Below are 24593 nucleotides of genomic sequence, written 5' to 3' on the forward strand. Positions count from 1 at the left end.
GTTAATAAATCTTTATACCAAAAAAGACCTGAATCCCACTGTGCTGACATAGACAGTCGGTTCAGGTCTTTTTGATGGATTAATGTAATAAGAAAATCGCAATACACGTTATTTCATTAAGGCTTGATAACAGGTGGTTCAGTTGCTTTTTTGGTCTCATATAGATTGGAGCTAACTTTAAACCAATCGAATAGATGAGTCACGATTACTTTGAGTACTGCATATCCAGGAACAGCTAACCAAAATACCAACCACTCCGAATAATTTACCAGCTGTTAAAATCACAAAGATAATCGTAATAGGATGCACTTTAAGTGATTTACCCATAATTTGTGGCGAGATAAGCTTACCTTCAACCAATTGAACAATCGTCCATACAATTACCATTTTGAGCAACATAAATGGCGAAGTCACCAAGGCGACAATCAATGCTGGTGTGATTGCAATCGCAGGTCCTAGATAAGGAACAATACTCGTACAAGAAGCAACAATGGCTAACACTAATGAATAATCAAGTCCGATAATCTGATACCCTATATATAGTAGAATCCCTATACATAGACTTACAATAATCTGTCCACGAATATATGAGCTAATTTGGTGGTTCATTTCAGACATCACTTTGCCTGTCTGACTACGTAAAGTGACCGGTACAAATTTCATAATAAAGCCCGGTAATTTGGCACCATCTTTTAATAAGTAAAATAAAATAAATGGCACTGTAACGATAGATAATATCGTTTCTGTTAATGCTCCCAAAAACCCACCGATACCGGTAAACGTCTGATTGATAATCGAAGAACCTTTTTCCGATAAATTTTGTACCAGATCATTAGGATTGATACTAAATGTATGTTGAATTTGTTTGGAAACATCGCCGCCCAACCAGTATTGAATCTGATTTACAATTCCATCATAAAAGGCAGGAATATTACGGATTAATTCTCGAATCTGTGTCTGAATGACAGGAATCACAAGACTAACAATTAATACGATCAGACCGATAATAAGAAGGTACAGCAAAATGATGGAATAAATTCTTTTTACTTTACGTTTTTCCAGAAAATTCACTAATGGATTTAGTAAGTAAAACAATATACCACTTAAAACGATCGGTAAGATGACCGTTTTGACCAAAACAAACAGAGGAGTAAACACATAAGGTATTTTGGAAAGTAGAAAAATATTTAGTGAGATTAACAATAAGACGAGTAAAAAAATAACAAACCGATTGTTTAGAAAAAATAATTTGAATCGCTCGCTCCAAAGCCGAGTTCGTTCCATAGTGATTCATCCCCTTTGACGACGTTATGCTCTAATTAGGTTAGTGAAAAAGCTTTAAGTTAAGAATAGCTTGCTACAAGCAAGAGAGCAAGTTACATATACAAGGATATGTAAAAAGACACAAAAATAATTATTGCGTCGAAAGACTCATAAAATTTACTTTGCTATGACTTTTATCACACCGATTTCTCTTATTTTTTGCTAAAATTTAAATTAATAAGTGACTCAAGTGGTAGAAAAGTAAATACAAGTAGGAGCAAAGTATGGCTCATCTTTTGACTCATTATCCAGTATATGACCTTATTTATTTCTACTCCAAATCTTAGATATATGAGGTGTATCATGAAATTATCTTTAGGTTCAAAATTAGTGTTGAGTTTTATCGGCGTATCTATTATTACGTATGGAACAAGTGCTTTTTTTATTTTTTACTTGAAAGCGTATTTAGCAACAGCGATGAGTGATTGGTTATATGTATCTATTATATTGCTTATGGGTATTACATGGAGCGGAATATTAGGATTTGTTATTTCTAAATTTTTAACTAAGCCAATTGTTAATTTATCCAAAGCCGCCAAACGGGTATCAGACGGTGATCTGATGGTAGATATTCCAGAACGTCGTGAAGAAGATGAGATCAAAGTGCTTAACGATGCGTTTCGCGTAATGGTTACTAATATTAAAGATATTATTAATGATATTTCTAACAATACCACTACAACATCGCATAATGCAGAGAATTTAAGTCAATCTATTACAGAAGCGACTAGCCAGATTGAATCGATGGCAGCAGTAGCCGATGATATTTATCATGGTGTCGGTAAGCAACGTGAATCTTCTGAATCTTCACTACAGACGGCAGAGCAGATGTTAGGTTCTTTCCAAGAAATGAAAGAGAAGTCATCTCATATGCGCGCATTGTCCAGTAATATGGAGCAATCGGTAGAAGCAACCAAGCATATTTTTTCATCGTTAAAATCAGGTATGAGCACCCTTGCAGACTCTCAGACACAAGCGGAACAAACGGTACGTCTACTGGATCATCAAGCTTCTGATATCGGTGCTGTTACAGGAACGGTCAAAGAATTAGCCGAACAGACTCATTTGTTAGCATTAAATGCTTCTATTGAAGCCGCGCATGCAGGGGAGCATGGAGCAGGATTTGCAGTAGTAGCGACAGAAATTCGTAAATTAGCCGAACAAAGTAACGATTCTGCGCAAAAAATTCATAGTCTGATTATGGCAGTCCAATCTCAGATTCATGATACAGTGCAATTGATTCATAATCAAAATGAACTGGTACAAAATGAAACATCCAATACGCATAAAGTCGAATCTACACTGATTGAATTTGCAAATGTAGTTTATGAATTTATGTCTGCTGTTCAAGGAATGGAACATTCGATCACAGAACAAACCGATCGTGTAGAATTAACATACCAGAATGTGCATACGATTCGTCAAATGGCTGATAAATTTTATGAAGGAGCCAAACAAATCTCAATGGCTACTCATGAAGAAACAGCGATTATGGAAGAAATCTCATCATCGTCTGATGAACTGAGCATGATGACCAGTCGTTTATTAGAAAAAACAAAAGCGTTTTCGTTGTAAAAATTGAGAGAATAAGTAAATAAAAAGAAGCCTGCTTTATCCAAATTGACGGATAATGCAGGCTTCTTTTGTTTATTATGTGGTGCGTCCAATTAGATGAGCAGGTACAGGAACTTCTTTGTCTTTGGCAGACTCTGTACCATCAGCAATAGCGTTAGAACCAGAACCAACTTGCATTCGGTACATCTGGCGATAGCGTCCGTCGATTTCCATCAATTCATCATGGTTACCACGTTCGACGATTTCACCGCGATGTAGGACTAGAATCTGATCTGCACTACGGATAGTGGATAAGCGGTGAGCAATAATAAAAGTCGTACGACCTTTTTTCAAAACATCCAAAGCCGATTGAATCAAAGCTTCGGTCTCAGTATCAATATTGGCTGTAGCTTCGTCCAGAATAAGAATCGCTGGATCAAAAGCAAGTGCTCTAGCAAACGAAATCAATTGACGTTGTCCAGCCGACAATGTGCTTCCTTTTTCCATAACAGGTTCATCATAGCCTTTAGGAAGATCAGACAAAATCTGCTCGGCGCCGACATCACGTAAAGCCTGTTCGATGCGTTCGCGTGAAATCTGTTCATTTTCCAAATTGACGTTAGAAGCAATCGTTCCTGTAAATAGATAAGGATCTTGCAATACAATGCCCATATGCTGACGTAACCATTGTTTGGGCAACTGTTGTACATCTTGTCCATCAATCGTAATCGTGCCTTGCTGTGGATCATAGAAGCGGAACAGTAGATTAATGATAGAACTTTTACCCGAACCTGTATGACCCACCAGAGCGACTGTCTGTCCTTGCTTCGCTTCAAAGGTGATATGCTTGAGAACAGGATCTTTTTTATAAGCAAAAGTCACATCTTTAAATTCGACATTACCTTTGTAACGAGGCATTCCACCATCGGTTACTGGCTCGCCTTTTTCATCCATTAATTCAAATACACGTCCTGCAGATACCATAGAAAGATCGAGTGCTGCTAATTGATTGACCATACCTGTAACCGGTTGGAACAATCTTCCCAATACATCGACAAACGCATATAGTACCCCTAGTGAAATGACACCTTCAACTCCGCCCAGTGCAGAAGCACCGAAATACCATAATACAATAGCAAATGTAAGACTACGCAACACATTGACTAGATTATGCGAAGTAAAAGCATTTAGATTTAACATTTTATTCTGATAAAACAGATAATCGTTGTTTAGATTTTCAAATTCTTCTTGAGTCTGACGTTGCTTACGGAATACACGAATAATCGACATTCCTTGAATCGATTCATTGATAATAGCGTTAATCTCACTAAGTCTAGAACGGATAATAGTGTTGTATTTGGTTGCAACTTTGCGGTATAACACAATCCACAAAACAAGCAATGGAACAACAAACAAACAGATCAGACCCAGTCGAAAGTCTAGTAAAAACAGTGCAATATAGACACCGATCATATATACAATTCCTGAGCTGAAGTTAGCCAGTACTGCGACAAATAAATCTTTGACCGCTTCCGTATCATTGGTAATACGTGATACGACTTTACCTGCTGGCAGATTATCAAAAAAAGGAATTGGCAATCGCTGAATATGAGCATATAAATCTAAGCGTAATTGCTGAATAACTTTGTTAGCTGACGATTGCAACCAGTAGGTTTTCCCGAATTCCATAATGATTGTAATAAGCAAGAATACAAAGTACCAGCCAATCAGCTTATAAATACCTGATAATTCTGGTTGGTAAAATGAAAATAATTTGTTGGCTGTTAACGGCACCGCTGGATATTTCGCTGTACTTTGGTTATTTTGAATTGTTAAGACACCATTACTGTACGTGCGTTCTCCTTTGGTTGATTCAACAGCACCTTCGATAAAATAAAAGCTCGTCCCACTTTGGATCACATGAGCCTGTGCGCCTTTGGTTTCGCCTGCTGTCCAGAATCCTTCGCGTTTATAATAGTTACCGTTATACAAGACAGCATTGGTACTAGAAGAAGTCTGATAAAAAGGTTGTTCAATTGCAAATAAATGATTATCAATAATATTTTTAGCGATAAAAGGGCCGGCAAGCTCAGCCCCTACACCGATCGCTAACATAATCAACGCGATAATAAATGTTTTTTTCGAACGTAATGCGTATTGATAAAGCCTTTTGGTAATTGTTTTGTTATCGAGCTTCGTTGTGGGTTGCTCGTTATAATCTTGAGTCTCCAATAAAGACACCTACCCCTCTAAGGAATCTGCCAGTTGCTGACGTTCATATTGCTCACGATACCAGCCATCCGACTGTAGCAATTCAGCATGAGTTCCTTCTTCAATAATTTTACCGCGATCGAGTACTACGATATGATCTGCATGTTCTACCGCTGATAGGCGATGAGTTGCGATTAGAGTTGTTTTACCCGCACGTTTGGTACGAATATTCTCGATAATTCTAGTTTCGGTACGAGCATCGACAGCAGATAAAGCATCATCTAAAATCAATACTTCAGGTTCAGCGATAAATGCACGCGCCAGAGATACACGCTGCTTCTGACCACCGGACAAAGCAACACCGCGTTCACCGACAATCGTATCTAGACCATCAGAAAGTGTATGCAAATCTTTGTCAAATGCTGCTGTATGGATCGCATTCAATACTTCATCATCGGATGCATCTGATTTGCCGAAACGAATATTTTCACGCACACTGCGCGAGAATAAGATCTGTTCTTGCGGAACATAACCGATCCATCCATGTAATTGGTCTTTGGCGATATCGTGGATAGATACACCACCAATTTCAAGTTCACCTGTTCCTGTAGGATATTCATAGAGTAGTTGTTTGAGTAGAGTAGACTTACCACTACCTGTTCTACCGACTACGCCTAGCGTTTCCCCGGCTCGAATCTGTAGATTCAGATGCTCTAGATTATCCACTGTAGAAGTAGGATAACGGAAAGTGACATCTTTAAATTCAATCTTATGAAGCGATGGTACATGAACCGGTTGAGCGATATCTTCGACATCCGGTTTGACATAGAGAACTTCGTTCACACGATCTAGCGAAGCGCTACCACGTTGCATCAAATTGATCAATTCACCAATTGCAAACATCGGCCAGATCATCATTCCTAGATACAAGTTAAACGATACAAGATCGCCAAGTGTTAACTCATTATGAAATACCAGATAGATTCCATAACCGAGTGCAATAATATAACTGAGTCCAACAAATAGTCGGATCGTCGGTTCAAACAGCGCATCGACCATAACGACACGTAAGTTTTTGCGATAGACATCATCGGTAATCTTTTCAAAACGATTCTCATCAAAACGTTCTTGTACATAGGCACGGATAACACGTACACCTGCGACTGATTCAAGTACCTGATCATTCATATCCCCGAAAGCATCTTGCGCCAGAGTATAGCGTTCATGTACGACTTTTCCGTAAATCGCCATAGCAAGAGCAATAAAGGGAAGAGGGAGAATCGCAGCGATCGTTAATTTCCAGCTGATCACAAATCCCATCGCTAACAATATCGTTAATAAAAAGAATGTGGAATCGGTAAGAGTAAGCATTCCGAATCCAACCGTCATAGAAACAGAACGTAGATCATTGGTAGCGCGAGCCATCAAATCACCTGTACGGTTCCGTTCAAAAAAGGGTGGAGTCATACGCAATAGATGAGCCATAAATCGAGTCCGTAAAAGACGCTCTACTAGATTCGATCCACCGAATAGACTGTGCATCCATACATACGTAATTCCATAAATAACAACCAAAATAACTAACGTGACTGAAATATAATAAACCAATGAAGAGACAGTAATCGTTCCTCCTGAAATCTCATCAATCGCACTTCCTAACAGCTTGGGAGGCGCTAATTCAAGCACGCCGGCAATGATCAATAAAATAACACCGATCAAGTACCGCTTTCGTTCACGACTGAAAAACCAGCCTAAATTTTTGAAAACTGCAAACATATCATCACTACCTTTCTTTCGAACACTGGTCAAAATCCACATAAAAAGACACGTCGTCTGCAAACGCAAACGACGTGTCTTGTATGGACATCATATAGCGCGATTGCTGAGCAACCGCCATATGAAAAATAGATATCATTGTGGATAAAGATCAAGCGTGATTTAAAGTACACAATCTACTTGAAGAATTCCATCTGCCGGGGTGCTCCGATATTTAATTGTGATAAAGCTACGGGAATATAAGCGTCAATATGTACGTTCATCATTTTATCCATGGAGATTCACCCTTTCTTCTCAAATGTAGTATGCAGATGGTAATAACTTCTAAATTAGTACCTGTCTGCTGTTGATTGTATCATTGCAATTTTTGCATTGTCAACGTAAAATTCATAAAATCTTCATATTTTTTTAAGGTATCGTTATTTGGATATACGGAAATGAATAAAAAAGCAATAGTGATATCGTGTTATAATAGGCTAGAGAATAGGGTAAATGTTAAAAAGAGAGGTGGTATAAATCATGAGTATAGTTGTATCTGATGAAGCCGCACGCTGGTATAAAAAAGAATTGAGTTTAGCAGAAGGTGATGCTGTGCGCTTTTATGCACGATACAGTAGTAATAGTGAAATTCATCCTGGATTTTCATTAGGTATTTCTGTAGAACCGCCAGTGAGTCCGGCACTAACGCAGGATGTCGAAAATATCCATTTTTATATGGAAGATCAAGATTTGTGGTATATCAACGGATATCAATTGAATGTAGAATATATTGAGCATGAAGATGATATTCGGTACGCCTATATGCCGCAATCTCAGTAAACAGAACAGACCTGAAAAAAGCTTCTTCCTCGAATAAGGAAGAAGCTTTTTTGCTTATTGATCCACATATTACAACTTACATTACACTGTAGGTGTTCCTTCAAGCGCAAAAGAAAAGTCTTCAATATCATACACTTGAACAGGGATTTTAGCTTCAATAATCCGATGAATCATTTCAAATTGATCGGTTAACATAGGAACTTCTTTTTTTAGAGCAGAAAGAATCATTTCGGTCTCAATCGGATCAAACGATTCACCATAATGAGCATTATCCATTGCATTGATAATTTTCAATTGTACTTTTTCACTGAGTAAAATAGCTGAACTTTGAGCCCACGGAACATTCAGTGAACGTTGAATTTTCTTTTTGTTAAGCGGTTCTTCGAAATAAGCAATCAATTGCTGAATTCTTGTTTTGACATACTGATTCTCATTGTCTTCATTCATTAGAGGTTCAGTACTTTCAGCAAATTCGTATAATTCCATAATACTTGTGTATGGCACAATATATTCTACCGGTTTTTCCGGATCAAGCAGTTGACCATAGATAGCGATCATAACCGCTTCAATAACAAAAGTTTGAGACATAGGTGTATCCTCCTGGATGATGCTAACACATTCAATATAAGCATTTTATCATCGATTCATATTTAGAAAGTATACCACACCTAAGCCTATCGGATAAGCACAATCGTTGAATAGAGTTTGTCCTCATGTAGAATAGTTGCTAGGATTTGCCGATTAATAAAGAGAGCAGACCTGCTGCAATCAATGGCCCAACAGGAACACCTTTGAAAAAAGCGACACCGATCAGTGTTCCGATCAATAACCCGGCTACTACTGTCGGTTGATTGGTCATTAATATGGTTCCTCGTCCGCCCAAATAAGCGACAAATAAACCGATCCCGATCGCAGCAAGTGATTTCCAACTTAAAAAAGAAGAAAGGATCGTATCTAGTGAAATTTTGCCACTTGCGAGTGGAGTCATCACACCAATTGTCAAAATAATAATTCCGATCGTTAAGCCATATTTCTGCAACCATGGGAATGCTTGATGCCAGCCTAATACACGAATAAGCAATAACACAAGCATTGCAATCGTAACGGTAGAGTTGTTGCCGATAATCCCAAGAGCGACAAGCACTAACAAAATTATTGCCGGTGTATCAATCGCAGCCATTTTGATAAGATCACTCCTTTCATGATGTCTTTACATAGCAAAATGCCCGCCTAAGCGGACACTTTTTACAGGTAATCAACTACATGTAATTGATCTGTATAAATTCTACAATGATTAATGAGCCATTTGCTTATGAATATGGTTAGCAATTTTGTTACCATGACGACGACCGGTTTCGATAAATACTTCATTAGCATTACGACCAGAAGCGATAACGCCTGCTACATAGAGGCCTGGAATATTGGATTCCATCGTTTCCAGATCGAACTTCGGCTTATCCATGTCATCACTCATTTCAATACCAGCAGAAGTGAGTAATTTACGATCAGGATGGAAGCCTGTCATCGCAAGTACAAAATCATTTTCGATCGTCGCTGTTTCTCCATCATTTTGCGTAATAATAACTTGAGATGGAGTGATCTCGGTTACTTTAGAATTAAGATGAAGAGTCACATTGCCTTTGAGTACCTGACCTTCAAATACAGGGCGTACCCATGATTTGATATTTTGCGAAAGATCACTACCACGATAGACCATATCGACATGAGCCCCTACACGTACAATTTCAAGCGCAGCATCGACAGCAGAGTTGCTTCCTCCGATTACTGTTACTTTCATACCTGCATAAGGATGAGCTTCGCGGAAATAGTGAGTGACTTTATCCAATTCTTCGCCCGGGATACCCAAGTAGTTAGGATGATCAAAATAACCTGTCGCCAGAATCACTTTGCGTGCCGTATAAGTTTTGTCTTCACCATGACGATTGGTGGTCTGAATTGCAAATGTCCCGTCTTGTAGTGGCTGTACCTCAAGCGCTTCTGTATAAGGTTGAACACGCAGATCATAATGACCTGCTGCACGACGATAATAAGCTAAAGCCTCATGGCGGAAAGGCTTGTCATACGGAGTTGAAAATGGCAAATCTCCGATTTCTAACAGTTCCGGGGTACTGAAAAATTGCATATTCGTGGGGTACAAATAAATAGAATGTACCATATTATACTTTTCGATCAATAATGTCTTCATACCTAAACGTGTGCATTCGATTGCAGCAGACAGCCCGCAAGGCCCTGCACCGATAATAATTACATCTTCCATCACAGTGGTCTAGCTCCTTCCATAATCTCTTTTCTGTATAAACGATCTTATCCGTTCAGATCGTTATTAAAATAGAACCATATTTATCCTACCTTAATATGTTATAAAATTCTAGCGTACTTAGGCACATAGACACAATTTAACGTTCAAAACGCACAAATTTGTAAAAAATTGAATCAATGTATGTTAAATGAGGTACAATGATAGTAAGCACAAAAAAGTTAGCAACTTTCTTTACACGTATCTGAAAACGTTTTCGCACTCGATCGCTTAATAATCCCAGCTTGAGGGAGGAGAGACCGATATGTCTGTACTTGGACTATTTAGAAGAAAAGACAAAGAAGACGTCAATAAGTTACCATCTGTTCATGTCACATTAGATGAGTTGCGGTGTGCCGTATTGCAATTTGAACGCGAAATGGATAACGGTATTAATCGTACGGTGTTGATGAAAGAAGATCGAAGTCTCGATCTGCCACGAATTGCTCGTTATTTAGGCGGAGTGAGTGACCAGAAGTTCTATTTATCACGTGAGACATTTGAAATTTTTGCAGAAGAAGAACAGTCTATTCCGTACCATTTGGATCGTGTACAGCTTGCTGTCGATGATTATATGAATGAGACTGGAAAATTACCGATTGTAGAAGATTCTGTGTATTTCGAAGTGGATTGTCGTATGTTGTATCAACAGCATTATTTGCATGAGATTCCTGAATTCAAATTGTATATGACCGATCAAGAAATGATGGTTACCCATCGTCAACCTGTGGCATTACCTGATGTCAAAGCACAGGAAGATCATTCTTACGTATTATTGTAAAATGATTTACAGGTTATCATAAAGTTGAATATTCACAGACCAAAGAGAGATTATTCTCTGCAAACTGTATACTTAATAAAACCCGCTTAGCAATGTGCGGGTTTTTTGCTGTGTTGTTTGCTATTTTGATAGATGTTTAGGATAGGCAAAAGCGAAGCCAGACAAGATTTGGTATACTTTTAGCAGAATGTATACATAATTTACTTGTAGGAGTGGATAGAATATGAAGATTAGTGCAATTATTTTTGATTTGGATAATACATTGATGGATCGAGATTATACGTTTCGAGCCTTTTCGCAAAAGTTGATCAGTCATTATTTAGGTCATATCAATGAAGAGAAAGCGAGAGATATACTAGGGTATATGCGTATTGCTGATGCCGATGGGTATCGTCCTAAACGTGGATTTTTTGAAGAATTAGTTGAACTCCTACCCTGGACAGAGAAGCCTACTGTAGATGAATTATTTGCTTATTATACAGAGCACTATATGAAAGAAGCCCGACTAATGAATCATGCGCTCGATGCTATTCAAGCATGTCGGGATCAAGGGTATAAGTTAGGCATGTTAACCAATGGAGCACATGAAATACAATATGGCAAAGTAAAGCATTTGGGATTGGAATCTTACTTTGATGTCATTTTGACTTCAGGTGAAGCAGGGATCAAAAAGCCAGATCCGAAGATTTACGAGATGATATTAGAGAAATTAGGCACAACCGGAGAAGAAACAATATTTGTCGGTGATCATCCTACCAACGATATCTGGGGAGCCTCCCAATCAGGCATGCGCGGTATTTTTCTACGTCGAAGTTTTGAGTGGGATAAGCAGTTGGGTGTAGAACCCTGGTATGTGATTGAGGAGTTGAATGAGTTGGAGGATATTTGGCAGGGGGTTAAGAAGTAACCTATCGATAAACGAAGACGATTATTAAAGAACATCACTAAAGACCTTGATTGTAAGGTCTCTTTTTTTCGTTTGCTAAAAGCTAGGTATATTGTTGAAAAGAGCATGTCTATACCTACAACTTACATTTACATACCTAAGCATCTATTTTGAATGTATGTACTATATAAACTGCCAACCATTCAAGCTCAAAGTAGCGCTATTTTATTAATTACATATTAAATCTAAACAAAAATAGTTTTCAATATTTACGTAAACCTATATTTCGACATATTTTGCGAAAATAAATCATTTCTATACTCAGAAGTGTCAGTGATATAGACGTCTAAACAACTTTGGATAACTAACGTTTAAGAAATAAGCGCTTTGTGAAAGTACATATGTTCAGATCAGTGAGAGAAAGGAATGAATTATGAAGTGGTATTTACATGCGTTAGGTAAACGCAAAATTGTAGAGTTTTTGTTGTTGATCGTCTTTGTGATTTTTTTTCTTGGACCATTGCTAAATTTATTGATATTGGCTGTATCCGGTAAGTGGCAGTACCCGTCAGCTTTACCACAGAGCTGGTCGCTACAATGGTGGCAATTTGTGTTGAGTCAGGATGATGTGTTGCAATCTATTTCGCTGTCTTTTCTGATTGCGACGGTAGTAACGGTATGTTCGATTATTGTGTGTGTACCAGCTGCTTATGCTTTTGCACGCATCTCATTTCCGCTAAGTAAATGGTTTTTATTTTCGTTTTTGCTTACTCATGCATTTCCGAAAATGGGCTTGTATGTCTCTATTGCTGTTCTGTTTTACAAATTCGGCTTAATGAATACTTTTGTAGGCATTGTACTGATTCATATGGTCAACACTTTGATGTATATGACATGGATTCCAGCGTCTGCTTTTCGCAGTGTGCATCAGGCTCAAGAAGAATCGGCACGCGATGTAGGAGCAGGCCCGATTCGAGTATTTTGGAAAATTACATTCCCGATGGCTTTTCCCGGTATTATGGTCGCTTCGATTTTCACCTTTTTAGCTTCATTGGATGAAGCGCAAGGCACGTTGTTGGTAGGGATTCCTGATTTCAAAACGATGCCGATTATTATGTACTCTATTATCGCAGATTATCCGAATACGACAGGTGCTGTATTCTCTGTAATTTTGACATTACCGACAGTGATTCTGTTAGTAGCTGCCCGCAAATTTGTAAGTGCAGATGTATTATCTGGTGGGTTTCAAGTGAAATAAAGTGGACTATATTGCAGATTCTATGGTTACCCAAGAAGCAGGAGGAGTTATGAATACAATCATGCAGTCTCAATTATCTATTCGAAATATAAGCAAAATATTCAAAACAGGCGATGGTGTGAAAAATATTTCGCTTGAGATTGCCAAAGGCGAAATGGTGACATTACTGGGCCCATCGGGTTGCGGAAAAACCACTGTTTTACGATCGATTGGTGGCTTTTTGGAACCGGATAGTGGAGATATTTTAATTCGTGGGAACAGCATATTACAGTTGCCTCCTGAAAAAAGACCAACTGCTATGGTATTCCAAAGTTATAATCTGTGGCCACATATGACGGTATATGAAAATTTGGCATTTGGTCTGAAAATCCGCAAATATACTAAGGCAGATATGGAGCGTGAAGTGAAAGCCGCTTTAGAAATGGTGCAACTCGGTAGTGCAGCAAGCAAGCATCCTACCCAGTTATCCGGTGGACAGCAACAGCGGGTGGCTCTAGCCAGAGCACTACTATTAAAGCCAGATGTATTACTGCTAGACGAACCTTTTTCCGCTCTGGATGCCAAGCTACGGATGGAGATGCGTGAAGAATTACGTGATATTCAGATGGCTACCGATATGACGATGGTTTTTGTAACACATGATCAAGAAGAAGCTTTATCGATCTCAGACCGAATTGTAGTTATGCATGGTGGTCAGATTGAGCAATTGTCTACACCACAGGACATCTATGATACGCCACAATCGCTGTTTGTCGCTAATTTTATCGGTCGTATCAATGTATTAAAGGGGGTGAGTGATGGACAGCATATTACAGTGGGTGGATTGCGTCTGCCTAATCCAAAGTTAGAATTGCCTATCGGACATTGTATCGTTGCTGTTCGTCCAGAAGACATGTACCTGTCTGAACAAGAAGAAGGCTTAACAGGTCATATTCGTCAGGTCATGGTACTCGGTCATTATGCAGAAGTATCAGTCAATTATGAAGAAGAAGTTCTTAAAGTATTTGTACCTCGTCAACAAGCGGCTACCTTACATCCAGGTCAACCGATATCGCTGATGTTTAGTAAAATGAATGTTTTTCCAGAAATCAGTGTATCGGAAGCAGACAAATAACAAGAAGCTCATGCTAAATTCATCTCAAAAGCAGTTATTTTAAAGGAGGATGTTCTTGTGTTAAACAAAGCAAAAATGAGTATTCTACTGATGGTTGGATTATGTATGGTTATGGCGTTAGCCGGATGTGGAGGCAAATCCGCGACCAACGAAGCCAATGCAAGTAGTTCTTCTGCAAACACCACAGAGATTTCTTTGTATACCAGTGGTTCGTTAAATGTAAAAGAATTATGGGAAACGTTAATTCCAGAGTTTGAAAAAGCTAATCCAACGATCAAAGTTAAATTGGTATATCTTCCATCAGGAACAGGTGGACAATCTGCACTGGATCGCCTTTTAGCTGCCAAGCAAAGTGGACAGACCAATGTAGATGTAGATCTATATGAAGGTAGTCTGGACGATATTACAAAAGGCAACAAAAATGGAATCTGGGCCAAATTAGATACAGCAAGTGTACCTAACCTCAAAAATATTGACACATCGATATTAAAACAAGTAAATGATATGGCTGTTCCTTACCGCGCTTCGTCAGTAGTACTGGCGTACAATAGCCAAAATGTACCTAACCCTCCGAAGACAGCAGACGAGTTATACGATTGGATTCGTCAACATCCCGGCAAATTTGCTTATAATGACCCTTCTACAGGTGGAGCAGGCAGTTCATTTGTAACTACAGCCATTTATAATTTTTTACCCCCTGAAGATATGAATAGTAGCGATCCTGCTATCGCACAGAAATGGGATCAAGGATTTAATTTGTTAAAACAATTAGGGCCGTCTATGTATCAGCAAGGAATCTATCCGAAAAAAAATCAAGGCACACTCGATTTACTTGCTAATGGTGAAGTAGATATGGTTCCAGCATGGTCAGATATGGCACTAGAACAGATCAACAAACAGCTATTACCAGATACAACCAAGCTAACTCAGATCAGCCCTGCTTTTACAGGTGGCCCTGCATATCTGATGGTTCCTGAAATGTCGACCAAAAAAGAGGCTGCGCAAAAATTGCTTGATTATATACTTACACCGGAAGCTCAGACGATTGTAGTGAACAAAATGTACGGTTACCCTGGGATCAAATGGGATCTAATGTCCAAAGAATTACAAGATAAATTTGCAAGTGTGTCTGCATCGTACCGTCAATTTAATGGTGGTGATCTACAACAAGAGATTTACAAACGCTGGCAGACCGATGTTGCAGGTCAATGATGATGAATTCTACTGTAAAAAAAGGGATACTAGGGCTTGCTCTAGTTATCCCTTCCTTTCTTATTTTGTTTTTTGTCGTGATCTTGCCTATTTTGTATGCTATTCGAGAAAGCTTAATCGATGAAAATGGTAGTGGATTTGGATTAGCCAATTATATTCGTTTATTTACAGAGCCAACGATGCGCAAAAATATTATCTACACATTAAATGTAACCGTTGTTTCTACTTTGTTATCGTTAGTGATCAGTTATGCGTTAGCCGTCTATCTGCGGTTTGGTCATGGGTGGGTGGTGCAATGGATCAACCGCTTATATTTTATCCCCATGTTTGTACCCGGTGTGATTGCCACTTATGGTCTGATTACGATGTATGGTAATCATGGTTGGTTATCAAGACTGTTATTATTGATCGGAATCGATGTATTTCCCAAAATTATTTACGATTACAAAGGGTTATTACTTGCTAACTTATGGTTTAATATTCCATTTTCAACGATGTTACTAAGTTCTGCTCTAGCGGCAGTACCTAACTCGGTTATCGAAAGTGCACGTGATGCAGGGGCAAATATCTGGCAGTTATTTTTTCGATTTGTTTTGCCACTCTCTTACAAAACGATGTGGGTAGCAATCACATTTATTTTTATGGGCGTAATCGGTAGTTTTACCGCTCCTTTTCTAATTGGTGCTAATGCTCCTCAAGTATTAGGGGTCGCTATGCAACAAGTCTTTTCTAATTATCAGGAGACTCATACTGCAAGTGCGATGGCTGTATTGATGTTTTTACTGTGTTCAGTCATGGGTTATTTCTATATTCGAACGATGGGGAAAGAGGGATAACATTGATGAACAACACTCAACATGACGCTAACGTTATTAGTACAGCAACATTAGATGTTTTATTGACACGTGCTCAACGTTGTTATTTTCAAATAGATGTTCCAGCAAAAGGGTTTGTAGAGTTGCATCTAAAGGCTATGAGTAATAGTCACTGGCAACAGAAAAATCATGAGTCAGCTATGGTTCGTATCTATGTCAATCAACAGTACAATCAAGATTTGATTTTATTTTATGGTAAAGACTCTTTTGTATATCCCCGCTTGCTCGGGCAACTGGAAGCAGGAACTTATGAGATTGAATTGGAATTTCGTGATCCTGAATCTCCTTCCAAAGTAGAAGAGATTCGCTTGGAAAGTTATGAGGCACACTGGATCGATGTCACTTCTTCGTCAGCACTGGTCTACCAGCATACACCGATTGTCTATGGACGTAATCTGACTCATGATTATGAAAGTACATTTACAGATACACCGCTTCTTGTCATGTATTGGATGCAACAGAAAGAAAATCGCACGGTAATTGAATATCATATGGTATTCAGTCATGAGGATGAAGGTACACCTTCTGGATTATTGATGAGTAAATGGGGCAGAACTACAGATATTGAATGGATGTATCGTGTCGAAATTGATCATGCAGGTCATGTATTATCTGCTACATATCAAGGTCCTCATCATGTGACAACTTCATTTCAAGGTAAAACCGACTGTGGTGGTCTACCTGTATTACAAGCCGCTACAGCTAACGGTAACTTTGTAGATGAAGTATGGTCGAATTATCGCTTGATTCTGCCACCATCTTATCGTTGGTATCCTGAACAAGAACCACGTGAACAGATTATGAGTGTGTATCCGTTCACGTATCAGATTACCAATTGGGAAATGAATCGTCAGTATATCGTAGATCGTAACAACGATCCGTCTTCATGGAAATTGGGAGATCAGCGTCAATATGTATTTATTCAGAGTTCGAAATATGCTTTGGATGTCTATAATGCTCGTATAGATGTCCAACAGACTTGTCTTGATTATCAAGTGCGCTTACAAGGACAAGAAGAATGGTGGTCATCGAGCTTTAACGATTTGCGAGTTGCTGATTTTCGCGCAGCTTATCAAGGACCAGATTTACATTTTTCGACTACGATTAAGTTACCACCGGGCACTCAGATTGATCATATTGCCGAGATTCGGGTGAATCTTTTGCCAGAAGGGGTAGAACGTATCGGTGTCAAAGGAATATATGCGTTTATGTTAGATCAGGAATATAGACCAACCATCGGTATCCAATCACAGACACAGGTTGAATTGACTTCGATCTCTCCTGTACAGACATTGTGGAATTGCTTGACGTTGATTTAGAGAAGTGGATATAGCAGATAAGGAAAAGGAGACAGTTGTCGATGGAAAAATGGTTACACGTATCTGGTAGTATTGATCCGTTAGCTTCACAGACTCATATTACGTATACTTTTCCGATATTAGAACAAGCATCGATGATTCGTATCGAGTTCAAGTATGCTCCCAAAACGTTAACAGATACCGCTCAAGCTCAAACTATAATTGAATCTGCGATGGTTCGATACGGCTATGATGCGCCACAAGAGCATGAATGGCAAAAGTATGCTCCGCTACAAAATCTGATTACACTATCTGTCGATGATCCACAAACCCATCGCGGACAAGCGCATCGGCAAGACTCACAACAGACTCATTTTTTATCAATAGATCATGCTTCGCCAGGATTTTGGAAAGGTTCTAATCCTGTAGGAGAATGGAAAGTAATATTAAGTGTTCATTCGATTGTGACACCAGAATGTCATTATCAACTTGAAGTATGGGGGGATTAACAATATGAAATGGATACCTTCTGAATTGCATACTCATACACTTCATAGTGATGGACAACACACTTTAGATGAGCTGGTACAGTCAGCTCTGCATCTAGGTATTGATTGTATTGCACTCACCGATCATAATACACAGTCGGGTCTACAAGATCGTCAGCGTATTCAACACGAGACAGGTATTCATATTATTCCTGGTATGGAATGGACTACGTTCTACGGGCATATGATTACGATGGGAATTCATAAATATGTGGATTGGCGTAATCTGGGTATACATGATATTGAAAAAGGGATCGATCAGGTACATGCACAGGGCGGTCTTGTAGGTATTGCTCATCCATTTCGAATAGGTAGCCCTATCTGTACAGGTTGTTATTGGGAATATCCAATAAAAAATTGGCAAAAAGTAGATTATATTGAAGTCTGGTCTACATTAATGCCAGCTATCAAAAAAGACAGCCAGCGTGCTTTTGCCTGGTGGACGTCTTTACTAAATGAAGGGCATCAAATAACAGCTACCAGTGGTCGGGATTGGCATCGCACAGAAGATCACGATGCTCCAGCGGCTATTACATACATAGGTACAGAAGATGAAGAAAAGTTGTGGCATTCATTAGATATGTTGCAGACTTCAGATGTATCGTATACAGATCGTGTAGAGCTAGAACCCAAAGATCATTCTGCTCTGACCGCTCTTCGTCAAGGAGCACTCACTGTTACGATGGGGCCTTTGCTTACTTTTACTGCTCATATTGCCCATCCAATTCATGATGATCAATCTAAGCGTTATCATATTGGACAAGAACTCTATTGCCCACCCTATGAAAAATTAAAGTTAGAAATAGCGTTAGATACGATTTGTCGTCAGCAATATTACACATTAGCCGATCAATCGTTACGCTTAGTAGTAAATAGCAACCGGGGAATATTGTTCGAACAACAAATTCCAGTGCAAACAGAAGTATATGATTGTGAATTAGAACAGACCCAAGTATTAAGCTGGGTACGGGTCGAGCTGTATGGATATTTTGCGGAAACGTATAGCATGATTGCTTTTACCAATGCTATCTATATCACTCATTCACTATAATGAACTGATTATAATTACGACACTCTTATATTTTGCCTATAGAAAGGATGTATAGATTCATATGTCTGCCAAGCAGGAAACCGTCAAACTTCGTATCGAGCAATGGATCGCAGAACATCATATTCATGCTGGAGACCAATTACCTTCTGAATCTACATTAGCTACTGAATTTAGAGTCTGTCGTACTACTGTTCGTGGAGCCATTCGTAAGCTAAGAGATGAAGGGAAATTGTTTGTCAAACATGGCAGTGGTACGTTTTTGACACGTACATTGCAACATATCCCAAGTTCACTGGATCGACTGTATAGTATAGGAGATATGATTCGTTCGGCAGGTCTAACAGAAGACCAGCGATTAGCTTATATTATTTCAGAAAAGTGTCCTAGTGAAGTGGCTGAACGAATGGAACTATCTGTCGATGAACCGATGATCGTTTTGGAACGTTCACGAATGGCAAATGGCGAAATTGTCGCTCATTCAATCAACTATATGCCGGTGCAACTTGTGGGCAATACATTTGATGAAAGTGTATTTACAGGATCTTTATTTCAACATTTAGAACAACAGGTAGGTATTCAGATTGTAGGAGCAGACTCAGAATTGACAGTGCCACTTTCTGCAGATCCACATAGTCAAAAGTTATGTGTTCATCCACAATCTGCTGTTCTATTGCTTAAACAGACGCATTATGATGAAATGAATCGGAAAGTATTATATTCTTACGACTATGTTCGCAACGATATTTTCACATTTTGGATAAGACGAACACGATAAATAAATTAAAATTAAATGATAATCATTATCAATGGAGAAAATTAATGCTATAATAGCCATCTGGATGTAGTTTTATACTACACCGGTGGTTATTTTTTTAGCTACAATACATATATTTCTAAATTACACATCAATGATGTGGAGAAAAGGAGACAGCAATGTTAAAACGTTTTTTTGCTTATTATCGTCCTTACAAAGGATTATTTGTGATCGATTTTGGCTGTGCGATTATTGCAGCTATTCTTGAATTAGCTTTTCCATTAGCAGTAAACCGCGTTATCGATGATTTACTTCCGGGTGGAGAATGGCGTGTCATTTTATGGGCATGTGTGGGATTATTAGGCATATTTGTCGTCAGTTCATTTCTCAATTATGTCGTAACTTATTGGGGACATAAGCTAGGAATCAATATTGAGACCGATATGCGCAAAAAGCTATTTGATCATGTGCAGCGGTTACCGTTTCGCTTTTTCGATAATGCGAAGACAGGGCATCTCGTATCTCGTATGACCAATGATCTGATGGATATTGGTGAGATTGCTCATCATGGACCTGAAGATTTATTTATCGCTGTGATGACACTTGTTGGTGCATTTGCTTTGATGGCTAGTATTAATATGGATCTAGCAATTTTGACCTTTGTAGTTGTGCCTTTGATGATCTATTTATCACTCTTTTTTGGACGCAAAATGTCAGTCGCTTTCCGGCGTATGTTTGGAGATATCGCTGATTTTAATGCACGTGTCGAAAATAACGTTACCGGAATGCGTGTTGTACAAGCTTTTGCTAACGAAGATCATGAAATCAGTCAATTTGCGATCAACAATGGACGTTTTCGTCGTACTAAGCTTGTTGCGTATCGCATTATGGCGTGGAATTCGTCAATTAGCTATATTTTGATGAAATTCGTTTCTATTTTTGTACTCGTCTGTGGTACATGGTTTGTGATTGAAAAAGGGATGAGTTACGGCGACTTTATCGCTTTTGTACTGCTATCTAATGTATTTTTAGCGCCGATTAAGCAATTGAATTCAGTTATTGAAACGTATCCTAAAGGAATAGCAGGCTTCCGCCGTTTTGAAGAATTGCTGAATACTGATACAGAGATTCATGATCTACCTGATGCTCAAGAGGTAAGTGGGCTTAAAGGAAATATTGTGTATAACGATGTATCGTTCGGTTATGAAGGTAAAGATTATATTTTGAAAGGGATCAATCTTCATATTCGCGAAGGAGAAACAGTGGCTCTTGTAGGCCCTTCTGGTGCTGGTAAAACAACAATATGTAGTTTATTGCCACGCTTCTATGATATTGCTGAAGGTGAAGTGACGATAGATGGTATTGATATTCGCAAGATGACATTATCTTCATTACGCTCCCAGATCGGTGTTGTACAACAAGAAGTATTTTTATTCGATGGTACGATTCGTGAAAATATTGCTTACGGCAAATTGGGAGCAACCGAAGAAGAAATATGGACAGCTGCTCGTCAAGCACAGCTTGAAGAAGTGATTACTTCGTATGAAGAAGGAATGGATACAATTATCGGAGAACGTGGCGTGAAGCTATCCGGTGGACAGAAGCAAAGGCTATCGATTGCTCGTATGTTCCTCAAAAATCCACCGATTTTGATTCTAGATGAAGCCACATCTGCGCTTGATACCGAGACAGAAGCAGCAATTCAGCAATCTCTAAATGAATTGTCGCAAGGTAGAACAACATTGATTATTGCGCATCGTCTGGCTACGATCAAAAATGCAGATCGTATTATCGTTGTTACCAAAGAAGGTATCGCTGAACAAGGCGCTCATGATGAACTCATTCAAGCTGGTGGTGCATACAGCCGTCTACATGCCGCTCAATTCGGTACGTAATCATTATATTCTTGATAAAAATATCGTTTAATCTTTTTAATCTACTTCAAATCCAGTATTCTTCTAGAGAACATATTGTTCTTATAGAAGGTACTGGATTTTTGAATAATAGGACGATTGTGTCTAGCTAATCATCATAGAACAACACAAATAAGTATTTGATCATACATGCAACAAAGGAGGATAAATCATGAATTCGAATATCTATTTAAAACCACTCACTCTAGCGAATGCTGAGCAAGTTCTGCAACTACGGAATCGCAATCGAGATTATCTCAAAAAATACGAGCCTATTCGTCCGGAATCGTATTGGACACTTGAAGCTCAGCAAGAAATGCTAATTAATGGGGAACATAATTTTGAAGCAGGTCAAGGGTATGTATTTGGGATATTTGAAACGGCTAGTGAACAATTGGTAGGAAGAATCGAAATTAGTGGAGTGGCTCGTGGACCTTTTCAAAATGGAAATCTTGGCTATTTTGTAGATCAAGATCATCATGGAAAAGGATATGCTTCAGCAGCGGTTCAGCAATGTCTGCAATTTGCTTTTACCGAAGCACAGCTTCACCGGTTACAAGCAGGAGTGATGCCATGGAATACGCCATCATTACGTGTGCTAGAAAAGTCTGGATTTCGCCGTGAAGGTCTAGCTGAACGTTACTTACATATCAATGGTAATTGGGAAGATCATGTTCTATATGCGATTACGATAGAAGATTGGCAACGTTTTGCGATAAATTAAAAGCCAGATCTTTCTTACGATGTAGAAAGCTAGTAGAATACATGACTTTAAAATCAATCTAAAAACCCCTTTGACTTCATGCTTATAAAAGCGCTGTGTCAAAGGGATTTTTATTTTAAATATATTTTATTTATAAAATAATGCTAATTCTGTTCTGTTATTCGATTGTGCCTACACTACCCAGTTTGCCTGTTAATTCTATCGCATTGTATAACATGACTGCGGCTTCTGCGCGGGTAATCGGTTCATCGGGATAAAATTTGCCTTTTTGATCCAGCGTAGCGATCTCATTATGAATCATCTGTTCTACCATTTGTTGATCTATAGCAGATAGTGAGTGATGATCAGCTATTTGTGGATCAGATTTAGTTGACGTTATATTATTACCACCGGATTCATTGATATCAGGATCGACTTGTTCGACAGCTTGCCAGAGTAAAGTAGCAAATTGACTGCGTGTCATTGCTGTCGTCACATCTACATCTGCTGGAAGATCCAGTCCATTATGATGAGCGACAATCATATCATGGCTATACCATGCGTCATTACTGATACGTGTATAGTAATCACTTGCTTCTGGCTTTTTGATAAATCGCATATTATCGATATTGAGATCAAGCCCTTTCACAAGTGAGCTTACCCCTTGTGCAACATTTAATGAACGTTCTGGAGCATAGGTAGTTTCGGTCATCCCTGTCAAAATATGATATTCATCCAAATATTCAATCTTCTTTTTGTCTACGGTGTTATCCAGATCATCGAAAGCGGCAAAAGCTTGGTTACCTGAAGCTAGTAATAGAAAACTTGCAAGCCCTAATGTACATTTGCGAACCATCATTGAACTCACCCCACTTGGATAGATTAGAATAGATAGACTTTACAAAAGTTGGATTATCTACAGTGTAACTTACAGTTTCTTATAAATCTATATGAGGATTTGGATCGTGAACTTTGATTTTTTGTGCAGAAGGCGTTACCTTATATAGAGGAACTTTTTGTTCATAGTTAATAAATAACATATAAATAGAGTGGAGGAATCACATATGACTAACCCAAATGAACGCTTGCTTGTATTCGCAGGCTCTTATGCAGAATCAACAGATAACGGTGTGTATGTATACAGTTTTGATGAAGCAACAGGTGAACTGACTCAGACCGATGCTTTTATGGGACTTAAAAATCCTACATTTCTAAATATCGATGCTCCAGCAGGTCGACTGTATGCGATCGGGGAAGCTGCTTATTCTGATGGCACGAAGATTGGTGAAGCTTCGTCTTTTGCTATTGATCCGGCAAAAGGAAGTATCCATTTATTGAATCGTCTAAATACAGTAGGGGCTCCTACTTGTCATATTCAGCGTTCTGACGATAGTAAGTACTTAAGCGTAACCAGTTATCATGGAGGTATGGTAGGATTATTTGCTATCCGTGAAGATGGTCAAATTGGTGAATCGTTAGATGTACAACAACATGAAGGGCATAGTGTACATCCGAATCAAGATCGTCCACATCCTCATTCTTCGTTCTATGATCCTACTGGAAAATATGTATTGGTTCAGGATTTAGGATTGGATCGTATTTATACGTATGCACTCGATCAAGAAGAAGGCAAATTAGAGCGAGTAGCAGAACAAGTGACTGCACCAGGCGCAGGCCCTCGTCATCTTGTATTCCATCCTAATGGAAAATATGCGTTTGTGATTAATGAGTTAAATTCAACTGTAACAGCTTACCAATATGATGGTAGCAACGGTACATTAAGCGAAATTCATAGCATTTCTACATTGCCAGCTGATTATGATGGTGAAAATGGTTGTGCAGAAATTGCGATCTCCAAAGATGGTCGCTTTGTCTATGGATCTAACCGTGGTCATGACAGTATTGTGCAATATGAAGTTGACCAAGCAACAGGTCAATTAACTCTAGTACAACATGTATCTACAGAAGGTGGACATCCAAGACATTTCTCATTGACACCGAATGGTAATTATTTGCTTGCTGCGAATCGCGATGGCAATAATATTGTTACTTTCACTGTAGATGCTGCAACAGGTAAATTAACATATACAGGTAAAAGTGTAGAAGTCTCCAAACCTGTATGTGTATGGTCTGTATACATGTAATAGAATGTAATCTTTATTGAATATAAGTTCTATTCAAATCATTTTATCTGTAAATA

Annotated in this window: 21 protein-coding genes and 1 pseudogene; 15 read left to right on the forward strand and 7 right to left on the reverse strand. The window is 38.7% G+C overall.

Features of this window, described 5'->3' with window-relative positions; genetic code table 11:
• Positions 1-116: 116 nt before the first annotated feature.
• A pseudogene (locus QE450_RS06220) lies at positions 117-1284 on the reverse strand (AI-2E family transporter).
• Between the two features lie 342 nt (positions 1285-1626).
• Here QE450_RS06220 and QE450_RS06225 point away from each other — a divergent pair.
• On the forward strand, positions 1627-2898 hold the full coding sequence (locus QE450_RS06225; protein ID WP_274170280.1) for a methyl-accepting chemotaxis protein: 1272 nt from the start codon (positions 1627-1629) through the stop codon (positions 2896-2898).
• Positions 2899-2973: 75 nt separating this feature from the next.
• Here the strand turns inward: QE450_RS06225 and QE450_RS06230 are convergent, their stop codons facing one another.
• Together QE450_RS06230 and QE450_RS06235 are read right to left on the reverse strand one after the other, a co-directional pair.
• Positions 2974-5109 (reverse strand): ABC transporter ATP-binding protein, encoded by a 2136-nt coding sequence (locus QE450_RS06230; RefSeq protein ID WP_307297847.1) that lies wholly within the window; start codon positions 5107-5109, stop codon positions 2974-2976.
• A 9-nt stretch (positions 5110-5118) separates the two neighbouring features.
• The gene (locus QE450_RS06235) at positions 5119-6864 is read right to left on the reverse strand and encodes an ABC transporter ATP-binding protein (RefSeq protein ID WP_273615838.1); all 1746 of its coding nucleotides are present in this window, start codon (positions 6862-6864) and stop codon (positions 5119-5121) included.
• A gap of 519 nt (positions 6865-7383) precedes the next feature.
• Here QE450_RS06235 and QE450_RS06240 point away from each other — a divergent pair.
• Positions 7384-7683 carry a HesB/YadR/YfhF family protein gene (locus QE450_RS06240; RefSeq protein ID WP_273615840.1) on the forward strand — a complete coding sequence of 100 codons (300 nt, stop codon included), beginning with the start codon at positions 7384-7386 and terminating at the stop codon, positions 7681-7683.
• Positions 7684-7764: 81 nt separating this feature from the next.
• Here QE450_RS06240 and QE450_RS06245 read toward each other — a convergent pair whose 3' ends face one another.
• The 3 genes from QE450_RS06245 to QE450_RS06255 form a co-directional block, all read right to left on the reverse strand.
• Positions 7765-8271 (reverse strand): ADP-heptose synthase, encoded by a 507-nt coding sequence (locus tag QE450_RS06245; protein ID WP_204824496.1) that lies wholly within the window; start codon positions 8269-8271, stop codon positions 7765-7767.
• 139 nt (positions 8272-8410) lie between these two features.
• Positions 8411-8863 (reverse strand): DUF441 domain-containing protein, encoded by a 453-nt coding sequence (locus QE450_RS06250; protein WP_373461954.1) that lies wholly within the window; start codon positions 8861-8863, stop codon positions 8411-8413.
• 114 nt (positions 8864-8977) lie between these two features.
• Positions 8978-9961, reverse strand: a complete 984-nt coding sequence (locus tag QE450_RS06255) for a YpdA family putative bacillithiol disulfide reductase (protein ID WP_273616288.1) — start codon at positions 9959-9961, stop codon at positions 8978-8980.
• Positions 9962-10265: 304 nt separating this feature from the next.
• Here QE450_RS06255 and QE450_RS06260 point away from each other — a divergent pair, with 304 nt between their 5' ends.
• The 12 genes from QE450_RS06260 to QE450_RS06315 all read left to right on the forward strand — a co-directional run bounded on the left by QE450_RS06260 (position 10266) and on the right by QE450_RS06315 (position 22414).
• Positions 10266-10781, forward strand: coding sequence for a DUF3939 domain-containing protein (locus QE450_RS06260; protein ID WP_307297852.1), 516 nt, complete (start codon positions 10266-10268; stop codon positions 10779-10781).
• A 223-nt stretch (positions 10782-11004) separates the two neighbouring features.
• On the forward strand, positions 11005-11688 hold the full coding sequence (locus QE450_RS06265) for an HAD family hydrolase (RefSeq protein ID WP_307297854.1): 684 nt from the start codon (positions 11005-11007) through the stop codon (positions 11686-11688).
• A 412-nt stretch (positions 11689-12100) separates the two neighbouring features.
• Positions 12101-12925, forward strand: coding sequence for an ABC transporter permease (locus tag QE450_RS06270; RefSeq protein WP_273615846.1), 825 nt, complete (start codon positions 12101-12103; stop codon positions 12923-12925).
• Between the two features lie 61 nt (positions 12926-12986).
• The gene (locus QE450_RS06275) at positions 12987-14039 is read left to right on the forward strand and encodes an ABC transporter ATP-binding protein (RefSeq protein WP_273616289.1); all 1053 of its coding nucleotides are present in this window, start codon (positions 12987-12989) and stop codon (positions 14037-14039) included.
• A 57-nt stretch (positions 14040-14096) separates the two neighbouring features.
• Positions 14097-15251 (forward strand): extracellular solute-binding protein, encoded by a 1155-nt coding sequence (locus QE450_RS06280; RefSeq protein ID WP_273615847.1) that lies wholly within the window; start codon positions 14097-14099, stop codon positions 15249-15251.
• Positions 15252-15253: 2 nt separating this feature from the next.
• Complete coding sequence (locus tag QE450_RS06285) at positions 15254-16087, forward strand: ABC transporter permease (protein ID WP_274170271.1); 834 nt, start codon at positions 15254-15256, stop codon at positions 16085-16087.
• Between the two features lie 5 nt (positions 16088-16092).
• Positions 16093-17445, forward strand: a complete 1353-nt coding sequence (locus QE450_RS06290; protein WP_307297860.1) for a hypothetical protein — start codon at positions 16093-16095, stop codon at positions 17443-17445.
• Between the two features lie 41 nt (positions 17446-17486).
• The gene (locus tag QE450_RS06295) at positions 17487-17933 is read left to right on the forward strand and encodes a hypothetical protein (RefSeq protein ID WP_307297863.1); all 447 of its coding nucleotides are present in this window, start codon (positions 17487-17489) and stop codon (positions 17931-17933) included.
• 4 nt (positions 17934-17937) lie between these two features.
• The gene (locus tag QE450_RS06300) at positions 17938-19023 is read left to right on the forward strand and encodes a CehA/McbA family metallohydrolase (RefSeq protein ID WP_307297866.1); all 1086 of its coding nucleotides are present in this window, start codon (positions 17938-17940) and stop codon (positions 19021-19023) included.
• Between the two features lie 61 nt (positions 19024-19084).
• Complete coding sequence (locus tag QE450_RS06305; protein WP_307297869.1) at positions 19085-19798, forward strand: GntR family transcriptional regulator; 714 nt, start codon at positions 19085-19087, stop codon at positions 19796-19798.
• 158 nt (positions 19799-19956) lie between these two features.
• On the forward strand, positions 19957-21672 hold the full coding sequence (locus QE450_RS06310) for an ABC transporter ATP-binding protein (RefSeq protein WP_273615853.1): 1716 nt from the start codon (positions 19957-19959) through the stop codon (positions 21670-21672).
• 190 nt (positions 21673-21862) lie between these two features.
• The gene (locus tag QE450_RS06315) at positions 21863-22414 is read left to right on the forward strand and encodes a GNAT family N-acetyltransferase (protein ID WP_307297872.1); all 552 of its coding nucleotides are present in this window, start codon (positions 21863-21865) and stop codon (positions 22412-22414) included.
• A 157-nt stretch (positions 22415-22571) separates the two neighbouring features.
• On the opposite strand, the gene QE450_RS06320 is transcribed toward QE450_RS06315, so the two are convergent.
• Positions 22572-23252, reverse strand: a complete 681-nt coding sequence (locus tag QE450_RS06320) for an S-layer homology domain-containing protein (RefSeq protein ID WP_307297874.1) — start codon at positions 23250-23252, stop codon at positions 22572-22574.
• 205 nt (positions 23253-23457) lie between these two features.
• On the opposite strand from QE450_RS06320, the gene QE450_RS06325 reads away from it, so the two are divergent.
• A complete protein-coding gene (locus tag QE450_RS06325) occupies positions 23458-24537 on the forward strand; it encodes a lactonase family protein (RefSeq protein ID WP_307297877.1) in 1080 nt (359 codons plus the stop codon).
• Positions 24538-24593 lie beyond the last annotated feature (56 nt).

Source organism: Paenibacillus sp. SORGH_AS_0306 (genome assembly GCF_030819345.1).
GTDB lineage: Bacteria > Bacillota > Bacilli > Paenibacillales > Paenibacillaceae > Saccharibacillus > Saccharibacillus kyungheensis.